The following is a 13,693-nucleotide window of genomic DNA, read 5'->3' on the forward strand; positions in this document are numbered from 1 at the left end:
CTGACGCACCGAAGCAGATCGGAGGGACCTTGGCCGCGACACTGTCGGAGCTGACGCTGCGCGCCCGAGCCTTGGAGGCCAGGGCCACCGCGAGCGAACAGGCACTCGACGAACAGGGCGAGGTCCTCAACGAACTCGCGGCGCTGACCAGGAAGGCGCTCGACGGCATCGGCCGGGTCGACCGGCGCGCGGAAACCCTCGGCGAAGCCGTCGGCGAGCTGCGCCAGGACGTCGGAGACCTGCGCGAGAATGTGGGCGAACTCAACCGCAAGGTGACCGTGCTCGAACAAGGACAGGTCCGTCTGGAACAGGGCCAGGCCGCGCTCGCTCGCGGCCAGGCGCAGCTCGAACAAGGACAGGCACGGCTGGAGCAGGGAATGGCGCAGGTGCTCGCCCGGCTCGACAAGCTGACCGGCGACGCCTGACCCACCCCGTTCCGGTAACATTCCATTATGGAATGTTGAGAGCGAAGGGATGCAGTCGTTGACCAACACCGCGACCAAGCGCAAGCCACTGAACTCGACGGCGGCATCGTTGCTCGGATTTCTGCACGAAGGCGCGATGTCGGGATGGGATCTGGTGACCGAGGCCCAGGAGCGCATCGGCGACTTCTGGACCATCACACAGAGCCAGGTCTACCGGGAACTCGCCACCATGGACGCGGCGGGACTCGTCGAGAAGGGCGAGACCGGCGCCAGGGAGCGCACCCCCTACCACATCACCGACGCGGGCCGGGAAGCGTTCCTGGAGTGGGTCGTCCGCGATCCCGGCGGGGAAACCATCCGGGTACCGTTGCTGCTCACGCTCTCCTTCGGCGAGCATCTCGATCGCGATCGGCTCGACGGCATCATCGCCGCCAACCGGGAGATCCATCAGGCCCGGCTCACCCGGTATCTCGCCGAAGACCCGGAAGGTAAGACCGCATTCGCCCGCGCCACCTTGGATTTCGGGATTCGCTACGAGCGCACGGTGCTGGATTGGTTCGATCATCTGCCGGAAATTCTCGGCGGCTGATCTCTCCGGCTCGTCGCGAGCCGGAACGTCTCAGCCGCGCCGGGTTCGCCGGGCGCGCAGCCAATGCAGCGCTTGCGCAGAGGATTCCACGATCCGCGCGCCTTCGGGCAGCGGCGGGCGGTCCACCACGACCACCGGGATGCCCGCGGCGCGGGCGGCGGCGAGTTTGGCCTCGGTTTGCTCCCCGCCGCTGTCCTTCGTGACGAGCGCGTCGATCCGATACTCCGCGAGCAGCCGCGCTTCGTCCTGCACCGCGAACGGCCCACGGGCGAGCAGCAATTCGTGCCGCGGCGGCAGCGCGCCCTCCGGCGGGTCGATGGCGCGAATCAGGAACCAGGGCCGGTCGAGTCCCGCGAACGCCTCGACGCCTTGTCTGCCGATGGTCAGGAACACGCGCTCGCCGAACGTGCCGACCGCTGTCGCGGCCGCGGAGAGATCGGGTACGCGCGTCCAGCGGTCTCCTGCCTGCTCGACCCACCTGGGCCGGCGCAGGTGCACCAGCGGCACACCCGAAACTCGCGCGGCGACTGCCGCGTTGGCGCTGATGGCGGCCGCGAACGGATGAGTGGCGTCGACCATCGCGGCCACGTCGTTGGCCGCGAGCCAGGCGCGCAGTCCTTCGGCGCCCCCGAAGCCGCCGACGCGGACCTGGCCCTCGGGCAGCAAGGGTGCGCGCACACGACCGGCGAGCGAGGACACGATCTCGAATCCTCGCTCGCCGGAGGCGATGTGGGCCAGCTCCCGCGCTTCCCGGGTGCCGCCCAGAATCAGAACTCTCAGGGCTGACCGCTGAAGTAGGCGATACCCGCGTTCAGCAGCGACGGCCCGCCCGCGACGGCCAGACCGATCAGCGCGCCGAGCACCGCGCCCGGCAGGATGCCGACACCGAAGAACACGATGCCGATGGCGGCGCCGATCAGGCCACCGACCAGAGCGCCGAGCGAGGCGCGCTGCAGTTCGGCGAAGAACCACTCCTGCGCGCCGATGAACTCGGCGGCGACCGGCGCGTTCGCGGTCGGCGCGACCTGCGGCGTCAGCGTGAGCTGCCTGCCCTCGTCGGCGACTGCCGCGGCGATCCGGACCTCCTGGCCCTTGGCCGTCGCGGTGAGCGGAATGGTGGTGACGGTCTCGCCAGCGGAGTTCTTCAGCGTGACCGCCCGGTTGTCGGTGTCGACGCTGAACGCGCCCCCGGTCACGCTGGTGACCACCGACTTGCCCGCGTCGGCGAGTTGCAGCGCGTAACCGACGCCCTGATCGCTGCCGGTGACGGTGGGCGCCGCAGCGGCCTGGTCCTGCACCGCGGGCGGCACCGGGGCGGCATAGGAAGTGCCGGCGGCGACTCCGGTAGCGGCGACAGCCAGCAATGCGGTAGCGGCGAACTTCTTGTATCTCATCTATCTCCCCAACAGGAATCGGATTTCCGGTCAATGATCGGAACTCGGCCCCGACCCTACCGCGTGACCGGTAACGTGTTCACGCCTCCGCGGGGAAGGCTCGCGCGGTTTTCACCACCGACCACTGTGTGACCGGAAGCTGCGGACGCCAGGTGGTGAAGGAGCCCAGTGGTTCCCCGCGATAGATCTGGAACTTCCGTAATATGCCGCCCTGGGCGTTCGACCAGCTGAGCAGCAACGATTCCGATTCCGCCGTGACCGCGTTCGCGACGAGCCTGCCGCCCTGACGCAATTGCGTCCAGCATGTCTCCAGCACGCCGTCCTGGGTCAGGCCACCACCGACGAAAATCGCGTCGGGCGCGGCGATTCCGGTATCGGCGGCCAGTTCGCCACGCACTTCGCCGCGCACTTGGATGTGCGGCACGCCCAGAACCGCGGCATTGTCGGCGATCTGGCGTCGCCTGCGCTCGAGCCGCTCGAACGCGACGGCCCGGTTCCCCGCATGCGCCCGGCACCATTCGATGGCGATACTGCCCGAACCGCCGCCCACATCCCACAGCAATTCTCCAGGCGCGGGCGCCAGCGCCGCCAGCGTCAGCGCGCGGACCTCTTGCTTGGTGAGCTGGCCATCGCCGCCGAACAATTCGTCCGGCAGTCCGGGCAGGCGGGTGGCGCGCAGCCGGTCCGGGTCGGCCGAGCAGGTGATCGCCACGACGTTCAGCGGGTCGCCCGGCGGGTGTTCCCACTGCTGCGCGATTCCGGCGCGGCGCCGTTCGGCGGAACCGCCCAGTTGCTCGAGTACCGTCAGCTCCGAACCGCCGAAACCGTGGCCCCCGAGCAGTCGCGCCAGATCCCGCGGTGTGTGCTCGTCGGCGCTGAGCACCAGCAGCCGCCTGCCGTCGGCCAGCTCGGGCAGCACCGTAGCCAACGGACGCCCGACCACGCTGACCACCGGTGTTTCGGCCAGCGGCCAGCCCAGGCGGGCGCAGGCCAGGGAGGCGGAAGACGGTTGCGGCAGCACCCGCAGCGCCTGCGCGCCCAGCAATCGAGCCAAGGTGACGCCGATTCCGTAGAACATCGGATCGCCGCTGGCCAGGACGCACAACCGCGCCCCGCCGTGCCGTTCGAGCAGGCCGGGCAGCGCGGGCAGCAGGGGCGACGGCCACGTCACCCGGTGCGCCGCCACGGTGGGTGGCACGAGCGCGAGCTGGCGCACGGAACCGAACAGGACTTCGGCGTCATCGACGGCCTCCCGCGCGGCGCGACCGAGGCCGTCCCAGCCGTCGGCACCGATTCCGACGACCGTGACCGGTGTTCCTGCCCACGACCCGGGCGCGGCGCTCATCGGGGCATCCGGCGCCAGATCGGTTGTGGCAGCAGTCGCATCGCGAAGAACACCGGTCGCAGGATTCCGGGCACCCAGACTCGGCTCGCGCCCCGGCGCAGACCCTTCACCACCGCGTCGGCAACCTGATCCGGCGTGCTGGAGAACGGCGCCGGGGACATTCCCTCGGTCATCCGCCCGATCACGAACCCGGGACGCACCAGCAGCAACCGCACGCCGCTGCCGTGCAGGGCGTCCGCGAGACCGGAGGCGAATCCGTCGAGTCCCGCTTTGGCCGAACCGTAGACGTAGTTCGCCCGCCGGACCCGCACGCCGGCGACCGAGCTGAACACGACGATCTGTCCCGCCCCTCGCGCCCGCAACAGATTCGCCACCGTGGTGAGAACGCCCGCTTGGGCGACGAAGTCGGTATGCAGGATCGCCGCCGCGTGGGCGGGATCTCGCTCGGCGCGCTGTTGATCGCCGAGCACACCGAAGGCGAGCACCGCGATCCCGATCGGCCCGTGCTCGGCGGCGATCTTCTCCAGCAACGCCGGATGACTCGCCATGTCGTCGGCGTCGAATTCGACGGTGTGCACCTCACTCGCGCCCGCCGCCGTGATCGCCGCGCGCTGCGCGTCCAATTCGCCGCTGCGCCGGGCCGCCAGAACCACCGCTCGTCCCGGCGCCAGCCGTCGCGCCACCTCGAGTCCGATCTCGCTCCGCCCGCCCAGCAGCAGCACGGTCCCGTCGGACAAACCACGCGTTCCCATGCGCCTCAGTCTGTCATCGACACGGGCGCGGCTCGTCATCGCGCACCGGCGCGGTTCGGGCTGGTGCGGCGGGGACGGGCGCCGACGGCTACGGTCGGGGGATGCCGACGAGTACTGCTGAGCTCTCGCCCGCCGCCCTCGAGTTCGTCGCCGAACGGCACCTCGCCACGCTGACGACCTTGCGCGCGGACGGAACGCCCCATGTCGTGGCGGTGGGATTCACCTGGGACCAAGAGGCCGGGATCGCGCGCGTGATCACCAACGACGGGTCGGTGAAGGTACGCAACGTGCGCCGCTCCGGCTACGCGGCGGTCAGCCAGGTCGACGGCATCCGGTGGCTCACGCTGGAGGGCCCGGCCACCGTGCTCGAGGCACCCGACGAGGTGGCCGAGGCAGTCGAGCGGTACGCGGGTCGTTATCGCGTGCCCCGGGAGAACCCGACCCGCGTGGTGATCGCCATCCAGGTCCGGCGCGTCCTGTCCAGCAGCACGCTGGTCGCAACGGCCGGGGATGGCGCGGCGGGCGGGAACGGCGCGAGCGCTTAGCGCCTCCGCCGGACGCCTTCCTCGCCGCCGTCAGCCGTCGATCACAGCACCGTCAGGCCGTGCGGCCGCTTGTTCAGGGATTCACCGCCTTCGTCGGTGACGATCACGATGTCCTCGATGCGCGCGCCCCACTCGCCGCGGAAGTAGATGCCGGGCTCCACGCTGAATGCCATGCCGGGCTGCAGGACGAGGTCGTTGCCCGCGACGATATAGGGCTCCTCGTGCACCGACAGGCCGATGCCGTGTCCGGTGCGGTGCACGAATGCGGGCCCGAAACCGGCTTCGGTCAAGGGGTTTCGCGCCGCGTCGTCCACCGCGGCCGCGGTGACGCCCGGGCGGACGGCCGCGACCGCCGCGGCCTGCGCGCGTTCCAGCTCGGCGAAGCGGGCGGCGACCTCCGGATCGGGCTCGCCCAGGACGTAGGTCCGGGTGGAATCGGAGTAATAGCCCGGTTCGACCGGGCCGCCGATGTCGACGACCACCACATCGCCTGCCTCGATCCGGCGCTCGGACACGCCGTGATGCGGGTCCGCCCCGTGCGGACCGCTGCCGACGATGACGAACGCCGCCTCGGTGTGCCCCTCGGCCACGATCGCGGCCTCGATATCGCGGCCGACCTCCGCCTCGGTGCGCCCCACCTGCAAGAACTCGCCCATTCGCGCGTGCACCCGGTCGATCGCCGCACCCGCACGGCGCAGCGCGTCCACCTCGGCGGGGTCCTTGATCATGCGCAGTTCGCGCAGGACGGGAGTGGCGGACACCGGCAGACCGGTGAACGACTCGGCCAGCGGCAGCAGATGCAGTGCGGGCATGACATCGGCCACGGCCACCCGGGAACCCACATGCAGCGCGGACTTCACCAGCGCGTACGGGTTGGTGCCGTCGACCCAGTCCAGCACTTGCAGACCCAGTTCGCCCGCCGCGGAGCCCTCCAGCGACGCCAGCTCCAGTTTCGGGATCACGACCGACGGCGTCGCACCGTCCGCGGGGATCACCAGGCAGGTCAGCCGCTCGAACGACTCGGCCGCCGAGCCGATCAGGTAGCGCAGGTCGGGGCCGGGAGTGATCAACAGGGCATCGAGGTGGGCGGCCCGCATCAGCCCCACCGCCCGCTCCAGCCGTGCACCGTAGACGTCCGCCGCGAACCTCGAATCCGTATGCGAGCTCATTCGTCCGACGTTACCCGCCGGGCGGGCCCGGCGAACGCCGAACTTCGCCGAGGCGGTGTCGCCGCGACCGAGTAGCCTCAGCCCGTGACCTCTGCTTCCGGTGGGCCCCTGCTGCTGTTGGACGGAGCCAGTCTGTGGTTCCGCGCCTTCCACGCCATCCCCGACAAGATCACCGCACCCGACGGCCGGTCGGTGAACGCGCTGCGTGGTTTCACCGACATGGTGGCGTCGCTGATCACCCGGTTCGCCCCGAGCCGAGTGGTGGTGTGTCTGGATCTGGACTGGCGCCCGGCGTATCGAGTCGAGCTGGTCCCGTCCTACAAGGCACACCGGCTGGACACATCGCCCGATGCCGCACCTGGCGCCGAGACCGTTCCCGACCGGCTCACCCCGCAGGTCGAGATGATCCTCGAGGTGCTCGACGCCGCGGGGATCGCGACCGGCGGGGCGGAGGGCTTGGAAGCCGACGACGTGCTGGGCACCTTGGCGACTCGTGAGCGCACCGACGAGGTGGTCGTGGTCAGCGGCGATCGTGACTTGCTGCAACTCGTCCGGGACGAGCCCGCGCCCCCGGTACGGGTCTTCTACGCCGGACGGGGGCTGGCCAAGGCGGAATTGTTCGGCCCGGCCGAGGTGTCGGCGAAGTACGGTGTGCCGCAGCGGAACGCCGGCCCGGCCTATGCCGACATGGCGACGCTGCGCGGCGACGCCTCGGACGGATTGCCCGGAGTGGCGGGCATCGGCGAGAAATCCGCGGCCACCTTGATCTCCCGTTTCGGCTCCCTGGACGCCCTCGTCGCGGCCGTCGAGGATCCCGGCGCCGACCTGTCGCAAGGCGTGCGTGCCCGGCTGCGCGCCGCCGAGGACTACTTGAAGGCCGCCGCGCCGGTCGTGCGGGTGGTCTGCGACGCCGAGGTAGCCCTGTCCCGCGACGACGTCCTCCCCGCCGAACCGGCCGACCCGGCCCGCCTACACGCCCTCGCCACCGCCTACAACGCCGAAAGCCCGGTCACCCGCCTGATCACGGCACTCGCCACCCGCACCGCCTGACCCGGAGGGCGAAGCCGTCGCACCCGTCGCGAAGAGCCATTCGATGCGGAACCGAGCACGCCACGTTCGGACTCGCGGCTGCCGAACCGAGAGCGGCATCCGCTCTGACACCAGCCCCGACCAGCATCGGTGTCCGCTACGGAGCCATCCGGAGCCATCGGCGACAGTTGCACGCGACCACTCCGGCTCACCCCGTCTGCATCACGGTCGCCGAAACCACCCTGAGGTCCGCCACAAATCGCCGGTAGGGCTTCCCTCCAGTGGCGAAAGCAAACGCCGAGGTCCGCGTGCGGCCTGACACTCCCAGCTCACCTCCGCCACAGGTTCCGAGCGAAGCGAGACCGAGCATCCGCCGTCCGCGGCCCGGCTCGCGCAAACGCGAGCCATCAGAGGGCCGCGAAAACCCGGCGCCGCGGGCGCTGGAGAATCAAACACAGCTCAGCTGGGGCGACCGACCTCGTACGTGCCGTCGTCCTTGGTGATCTTGATGCTCACCTTCTTGGCCTCGCCGCTGACCTTCACGCTGCATTCGAAGGTGGCGTCGACCTTGACTTCCTGGCCGGAGGGGCAGGAGACGTCGCTGATGTCCTGGATGCCGTAGGAATCCGACAACACCTTCTTCACGCCGTCCTGCACGGCGGCCTGGTCCAGCTGGTCCTTGGCGGTCAACACGAGCACGAGCGCGACGATCGCGCCGACCACCGCGACACCGAGCACCGACAGCCCGATGATCAGGCCTTTGTTCTTGCCGCCCTGCTGCGGAGGCTGCTGTCCGGGAGCGCCCCACTGCTGCTGCGGCTGCCCCCACTGCGGCTGCTGCCCCTGCTGGCCCCAGTCCTGCTGCTGCGGTTGGCCCCACTGCGGCTGCTGGCCCTGAGCGGGCTGCTGGCCCCACTGCGGCTGCTGCGGTTGCTGACTCCACTGCTGCTGGGGTTGCCCCCATTGCTGCTGTTGAGGTTGCTGCTCACCCCAATGCTGGGTCGGCTGCGCCGAGGCCGGGGTCTGCGGCTGACCGCTCCACTGCTGCGTGGGACCGGCCCCGCCCGGCGCCTGCTGTCCACCCCACTGCTGGGTGGGATCGTTGCGTCCCTCCCCGGGGTCGTTCGGTCCGTAAGGGCCGCTCATTTGCTTGCCTCCACTCGCATCGTTGTACACACGGTAGCCCCCCGCGTGGGCCTCGTCGCATGACACGACTACTCCGCCACGGTCGGTACGCGAAAGAAATCAAATCACAATCGAATCCGCCGTGTTGATATTGCCGCCCGCCGCGCGCCCGGCGCTGACACCGCTCAGGCGGCGTCCACCGCCACGACGCCCCGCCGGATCGCCCGCACCGCCTTCGCCGCGGTGGCGGCGACCTCGAGATCGTCAGCGGTGCCGTAGATCTGATCGAGTAGATCGATCACCTGCCTGCACCAGCGCACGAAGTCACCGGCCGACAGCGGCGCGCCTTGGTCGCCGCTGGCGAGCAACGACTCGGCCAACCCGTCGCCGCGCGCCCATTTGTAGATGCCGTCGACGAAACCGAGATCGGGTTCCCTGGTCGGCGGCAGCTTGTGTCGCGCTTCGTCGGAGCGCAGCTCGGACCAGACGCCGATGGTCGCGCCTACCGCGCGCCGGATCGGAGCCGTCGGTCCGGTCGCGCCGAGATAGCCGCCCTCCTGGCGGGATTCGTACACCAGGATCGAGACCACACCGGCCAGCTCGGCCGGGCCGAGACCGCGCCACAACCCCTTCCTGAGGCATTCGGCTACCAGCAGATCGCTTTCCGCGTAGATGCGCGCCAACCGGCGACCGTCCGCGGTCACCTCGCTCTCGTGCACGAATCCACGTTCCTCCAGCAGACCGAGGATCCGATCGAACGTGCGCGCCAGCGAATTGGTGGTCGCGGCAACTTTCTGGCGCATCGCCTCCGTTTCGCGCTGCAACCGGTTGTAGCGCTCGCCGATCCGGGCCAGTTGCTCGCGATCGGGCCGGGAGTGCGCCGGATGGGCGCGCAGGCTCCGGCGCAAGGTGGCCAGTTCCCGGTCGTCGGCCGCGGCGGACTGCCTGCCGCGACGTGGCCTGCCCGGCACCGAGATTCCCGTGCTGCGCAGCGCGGAGGCCAGGTCGCGGCGGATGCGCGCGGTGCGGTGATCCACCCGGCGCGGCAGCCGCATGTGCCCGAGCGCCTCGGCGGGCACCGGGAAGTCGGCGACCGAAACTCGTCCGGCCCACTTGTCCTCGGTGAGCACCAGCGGCCGCGGATCGCCCGGCGTCGCGTCCGGCTCCAGGATCACCGCGAGCCCGGCGCGGCGGCCGGACGGAATCGCCACCACGTCACCGCGCCGCAGCGCGCCGAGCGCGTCCACGGCGGCGCCTCGCCGGTCGGCACGGCTCTGCTGGGCCAACTGCCGCTCGCGCTGCTTGATCCGCTCGCGCAGCGACAGGTACTCGAGGAACCCGCCTTCGGCACCGCCGAGCTGGTCGCGCAATTTGCGCAGCGCCCCCTCGTTGCGCTCGATGCCGCGCACCAGCCCGACCACCGACCGATCCGCCTGGAACTGGGCGAACGATCGCTCCAGCAGGGCGCGCGACTCGTCGGCACCCATCCGATCGATGAGGTTGATCGACATGTTGTAGCCCGGCCGGAACGAGCTGCGCAGCGGATAGGTGCGCGTCGAGGCCAGGCCTGCGACCGCGCTGGTGTCCACCTCGGGCTGCCACAACACCACCGCGTGGCCTTCGACGTCGATGCCGCGCCGCCCCGCACGCCCGGTCAGCTGGGTGTACTCCCCGGGTGTGAGCTCGGCGTGCGACTCGCCGTTGAACTTGACCAGCCGTTCCAGCACCACCGTGCGGGCGGGCATGTTGATGCCGAGCGCCAGCGTCTCGGTGGCGAAGACGGCACGCACCAGCCCGTTGACGAACAGCTCTTCGACGGTGTGCCGGAACGCGGGCAGCATCCCGGCGTGATGCGCGGCGAGGCCGCGGTGCAGCGCCTCGCGCCACTCCCAGTAGCCGAGCACCTCCAGATCGGCCTTGGGCAGATCGCCGGTGTGCTTGTCGATGATCGCGTCGACCTCGTCGCGCTCCTCCGGACGGCTCAGATCCAGCCGCGAGCGCAGGCACTGGGCGAGCGCGCCGTCGCATCCCGCCCGGCTGAAGATGAACGTGATCGCGGGCAGCAAGCCCTCTTCGTCCAGCTTGGCGAGCACCTCCGGCCGGGGCAGCGGGCGGAAATCCCGGCGCGGGCCACCGCGGCCGTTGCGCGGGGCGCCCCAGCTGTTCATCCGATCGGCCGCCTCACGGTGGCGGATGAACCGCACCAGGTCTTCGTCGACGAGCACCTTCTGCTCGGTGGATTTGGTGTCGAACAGGTCGAACATCCGCCGTCCCACCATGACGTGCTGCCACAGCGGAACCGGCCTTGTCTCGTCGACCACCACCGCGGTGTCGCCGCGCACGGTCTCCATCCAGGCGCCGAACTCCTCGGCGTTGCTCACCGTGGCCGAAAGGCTGACCAGCCGCACGTCCGGGGACAGGTGCAGGATGACCTCCTCCCACACCGCGCCGCGGAACCGGTCGGCGAGGTAGTGCACCTCGTCCATCACGACATAGGACAGCCCACGCAGCGCGTCCGAGGAGGCGTAGAGCATGTTGCGCAGCACCTCGGTGGTCATCACAACCACCGGCGCGTCGGGATTGATCGATTGGTCGCCGGTCAGCAGTCCGACCTGGTCGCGGCCGTAGCGATCGGTGAGGTCGGCGAACTTCTGGTTCGACAGCGCCTTGATGGGTGTGGTGTAGAAGCACTTCCCGCCCGCCGCCAGCGCCAGGTGAACGGCGAACTCACCGACGACCGTCTTTCCCGCGCCGGTGGGGGCACAGACGAGTACGCTGTGGCCTTCTTCGAGCGCCGCACAGGCTTCGCGCTGAAACGGATCCAGCCGGAACTTCAGCTCGGCGGAAAATGCGGTCAACTCGCCCGTCTGCGACCGGTCAACTGTCACTCGTCAGAGCGTATCGGAGTAGTCCGACACCGGTCGTGCGGATTTCTCCGCTGGCGTACCGATCGACCCGGCCGGATCGATCGGTGACGGGGCGCCGAGTTCGGATGCCTCCTCGTCCGACAGCGCACCCCAGCCCTCGCGCTCCTTGCGCGCCCGGCGCAGGTCGTTGACCCGGGAGAACTGGATCGCCACCTCGAACAACACCGTCAACGCCAAGGCCAGCGCCAGCATCGAGAAGGGATCCTGCGGAGTCACGATCGCCGCGAAGACGAACAACCCGAAGGTGATCCCCCGCCGCCACGCCTTCAGGCGCTCGTAGGTCAGCACGCCGACCAGGTTCAACCCGACGATCAGCAACGGCGTCTCGAAACTGACCCCGAAGATGATCAGCAACTGGATGATGAACGAGAAATATTGCGACCCGCTCAACGCCGTGATCTGCACGTTGTCGCCGATGGTCAGCAAGAAGCTCAACGCGTGCGCGATCACCACGTAGGCCAGCACCGCGCCGGCGGCGAACAACACCGTGCCCGAGGAGACGAACCCGACCGCGTACTTGCGCTCCTTCGCGTACAGCCCGGGGGTGATGAACGCCCACAACTGGTACAGCCAGATCGGCGCCGCCAGCACCACGCCTGCGGTCAGGCCGACCTTCAACCGCAGCGTGAACTGCTCGAACGGCGCGGTGGCCAGCAGACGGCACTCGCCGTCCGGGGTCAGCGACGCACGGGCCGAGGAGGGCAGCGAGCAATACGGCCCGCGCAGGATCTCACCGAGGCTCTCGATCCCGAGGAACCCGTGCCCGTACCACAGGAACCCGAGCACGGTCGTCGCGATCACCGCGGCGATCGACACGAGCAACCGGTAACGCAGCTCCTGCAGATGCTCGACCAACGACATGGTGCCGTCGGGATTGGTCCTGCGCTTACTGCGCCGCGGATCGAACGGGATTCGCATGGTTGGTGATCGCCCCTGGGTTCACGTGCCTCGCACGGCTCGGCAACAGCACTGAGTCCGGAGTGAGTTCTTCCTCACTCCGGCGCGAGCGGCTCCGCTCAGACCGATTTCTGCTCGGTGCGGGGCTCGGTGGCCTGCGGCGTCGGCTGCTGCGCGGCGGGCAACTGCGGTGCGGGCTGCTGAGCCTGCGCGCCGCTGGTGGGCGCGTTGCTCTCGTTCTGCATCTGACTGACTTCGCTCTTGAAGATGCGCAACGATCGGCCCAAACTGCGGGCCGCGTCGGGCATCCGCTTCGCGCCGAAGAACATCACGAAGACCACCGCAATGATCAGCCAGTGCCAGATGCTCAGACTGCCCATGATCTACCTCCCAAGACTGTGATGTTTCGATGCTACCGGAGGGTGACGTGCGCGAACGCCGCCGTCACTGCTCGTTCGCCCTGCGTTCGGGCACGGCGCCCGCCGCTGCGGCCCGCAGCTGGCCGAGCAGCTCCCGTCCGGTCCACGCGCGCCTGCCGCCCTGCTCGGCCGCGACGATCAATTCGATCAGCCGCTGATTCACCGGCGTCGGCATCCCGACCATCGCGCCCAGTTCGACGATTTCCCCGCACAGCCAGGATATTTCGGTGGTACGGCCCAGCTCCAGGTCGTCCGCCATGGACGAACGCGCCATCGGATCGATGGCCAGCACCTGCCCGGCTACCCGCCGGAAGAGGCCGTCGGGAACGGTCAGCAGCGCGGCCATCACCCGGGGCGGCAGCGGGGTCAGCCGGGCGGGGCGAATTCGCGCCTTGTTCATCACCTCGAGCGCTTCGCGCTGGGTGAGCGCGAGGCAACGGCGGTAGTCCCGGTCGGCGAGTTCTTCCCGCAGCGGGCGCCCCGACAGCGCGTTGACCGGGTTGTTCAGGTTCAGCAGCAGCTTCGCCCACTGCACCGGCCGCAGGTCGGGATACCGGCGCAGGCCGAGCCCCGCTCGCTCGAATACGTCCAGGAACGGCGCCAGAGCCGGATCGTCCTGTACCGCGAGACCGCCCTCGGTGCCGCGATGGAAACGGCCGCCGGGGTGGTGCACGACGTTGAACATCACCATTCCGGCCAGGACCACGCAGTGCGGCAGGATCTCCCGGATCACCGAGTCGTTGCCGATGCCGTTCTGCAGGCTGAGCACGACGGTGCCCGGCCGGATCTTGCCCGCGAGGTCGCGCACCGCCTCCGCCGTCGCCGCCGATTTCACCGTGACCAGCACCAGGTCCGCCGAGCCGACGTCATCCGGTTCGGTGGCGCGGTGGAATCGATCCGGCGGTAACGCGTCGTCACCGCCGTCGAGGTCGGTGAGCCGGAGCCCGGACGCGCCGAGCTCGTCGAGCACGCGCCTGCGGCCGACCAGGGTGACCTCCGCCCCCGCTACACCGAGCTTGCCGCCGACGAAGTTGCCGATGCTGCCCGCGCCTACCACCAGCACACGACTGTTCATGC

At 69.8% G+C, this 13,693-nt stretch carries 14 protein-coding genes; 4 read left to right on the forward strand and 10 right to left on the reverse strand.

Going from position 1 to position 13,693, the window contains the following annotated elements; translation table 11 throughout:
* Positions 1–29 precede the first annotated feature (29 nt).
* Positions 30–425, forward strand: a complete 396-nt coding sequence (locus ACWEH3_RS20705; protein ID WP_450020573.1) for a hypothetical protein — start codon at positions 30–32, stop codon at positions 423–425.
* Positions 426–474: 49 nt separating this feature from the next.
* Positions 475–1,014 (forward strand): PadR family transcriptional regulator, encoded by a 540-nt coding sequence (locus tag ACWEH3_RS20710; RefSeq protein WP_450020575.1) that lies wholly within the window; start codon positions 475–477, stop codon positions 1,012–1,014.
* 30 nt (positions 1,015–1,044) lie between these two features.
* Here the strand turns inward: ACWEH3_RS20710 and ACWEH3_RS20715 are convergent, their stop codons facing one another.
* From ACWEH3_RS20715 to ACWEH3_RS20730, 4 genes are all read right to left on the reverse strand, one after another.
* Positions 1,045–1,794, reverse strand: coding sequence for a cobalt-precorrin-6A reductase (locus ACWEH3_RS20715; protein WP_450020649.1), 750 nt, complete (start codon positions 1,792–1,794; stop codon positions 1,045–1,047).
* Positions 1,791–2,408: a hypothetical protein gene (locus tag ACWEH3_RS20720; RefSeq protein ID WP_450020577.1), complete on the reverse strand. Its 618-nt coding sequence runs from the start codon at positions 2,406–2,408 to the stop codon at positions 1,791–1,793. Before ACWEH3_RS20720 ends, ACWEH3_RS20715 begins: the two co-directional genes overlap by 4 nt.
* A gap of 79 nt (positions 2,409–2,487) precedes the next feature.
* On the reverse strand, positions 2,488–3,753 hold the full coding sequence (gene cbiE, locus ACWEH3_RS20725; protein WP_450020579.1) for a precorrin-6y C5,15-methyltransferase (decarboxylating) subunit CbiE: 1,266 nt from the start codon (positions 3,751–3,753) through the stop codon (positions 2,488–2,490).
* On the reverse strand, positions 3,750–4,505 hold the full coding sequence (locus tag ACWEH3_RS20730) for an SDR family NAD(P)-dependent oxidoreductase (protein WP_450020581.1): 756 nt from the start codon (positions 4,503–4,505) through the stop codon (positions 3,750–3,752). The genes cbiE and ACWEH3_RS20730 overlap by 4 nt, the downstream gene beginning before the upstream one ends.
* A gap of 101 nt (positions 4,506–4,606) precedes the next feature.
* On the opposite strand from ACWEH3_RS20730, the gene ACWEH3_RS20735 reads away from it, so the two are divergent.
* On the forward strand, positions 4,607–5,050 hold the full coding sequence (locus ACWEH3_RS20735) for a PPOX class F420-dependent oxidoreductase (protein WP_450020583.1): 444 nt from the start codon (positions 4,607–4,609) through the stop codon (positions 5,048–5,050).
* 41 nt (positions 5,051–5,091) lie between these two features.
* Here ACWEH3_RS20735 and ACWEH3_RS20740 read toward each other — a convergent pair whose 3' ends face one another.
* The gene (locus tag ACWEH3_RS20740; RefSeq protein WP_450020585.1) at positions 5,092–6,219 is read right to left on the reverse strand and encodes a M24 family metallopeptidase; all 1,128 of its coding nucleotides are present in this window, start codon (positions 6,217–6,219) and stop codon (positions 5,092–5,094) included.
* 84 nt (positions 6,220–6,303) lie between these two features.
* Between ACWEH3_RS20740 and ACWEH3_RS20745 the strand changes: the two genes are divergently transcribed.
* The gene (locus ACWEH3_RS20745) at positions 6,304–7,269 is read left to right on the forward strand and encodes a 5'-3' exonuclease (protein WP_450020587.1); all 966 of its coding nucleotides are present in this window, start codon (positions 6,304–6,306) and stop codon (positions 7,267–7,269) included.
* A 438-nt stretch (positions 7,270–7,707) separates the two neighbouring features.
* Here ACWEH3_RS20745 and ACWEH3_RS20750 read toward each other — a convergent pair whose 3' ends face one another.
* The 5 genes from ACWEH3_RS20750 to ACWEH3_RS20770 all read right to left on the reverse strand — a co-directional run bounded on the left by ACWEH3_RS20750 (position 7,708) and on the right by ACWEH3_RS20770 (position 13,691).
* A complete protein-coding gene (locus ACWEH3_RS20750; RefSeq protein WP_450020589.1) occupies positions 7,708–8,394 on the reverse strand; it encodes a DUF4333 domain-containing protein in 687 nt (228 codons plus the stop codon).
* A 164-nt stretch (positions 8,395–8,558) separates the two neighbouring features.
* Positions 8,559–11,261, reverse strand: a complete 2,703-nt coding sequence (locus tag ACWEH3_RS20755) for a DEAD/DEAH box helicase (protein ID WP_450020591.1) — start codon at positions 11,259–11,261, stop codon at positions 8,559–8,561.
* A 3-nt stretch (positions 11,262–11,264) separates the two neighbouring features.
* Positions 11,265–12,218: a twin-arginine translocase subunit TatC gene (gene tatC / locus ACWEH3_RS20760; protein ID WP_355077569.1), complete on the reverse strand. Its 954-nt coding sequence runs from the start codon at positions 12,216–12,218 to the stop codon at positions 11,265–11,267.
* A 98-nt stretch (positions 12,219–12,316) separates the two neighbouring features.
* Positions 12,317–12,577 (reverse strand): Sec-independent protein translocase subunit TatA, encoded by a 261-nt coding sequence (tatA, locus tag ACWEH3_RS20765; protein ID WP_450020593.1) that lies wholly within the window; start codon positions 12,575–12,577, stop codon positions 12,317–12,319.
* Positions 12,578–12,641: 64 nt separating this feature from the next.
* A complete protein-coding gene (locus ACWEH3_RS20770) occupies positions 12,642–13,691 on the reverse strand; it encodes a 2-dehydropantoate 2-reductase (RefSeq protein ID WP_450020595.1) in 1,050 nt (349 codons plus the stop codon).
* Positions 13,692–13,693 lie beyond the last annotated feature (2 nt).

It is taken from the genome of Nocardia sp. NPDC004718 (genome assembly GCF_053601535.1).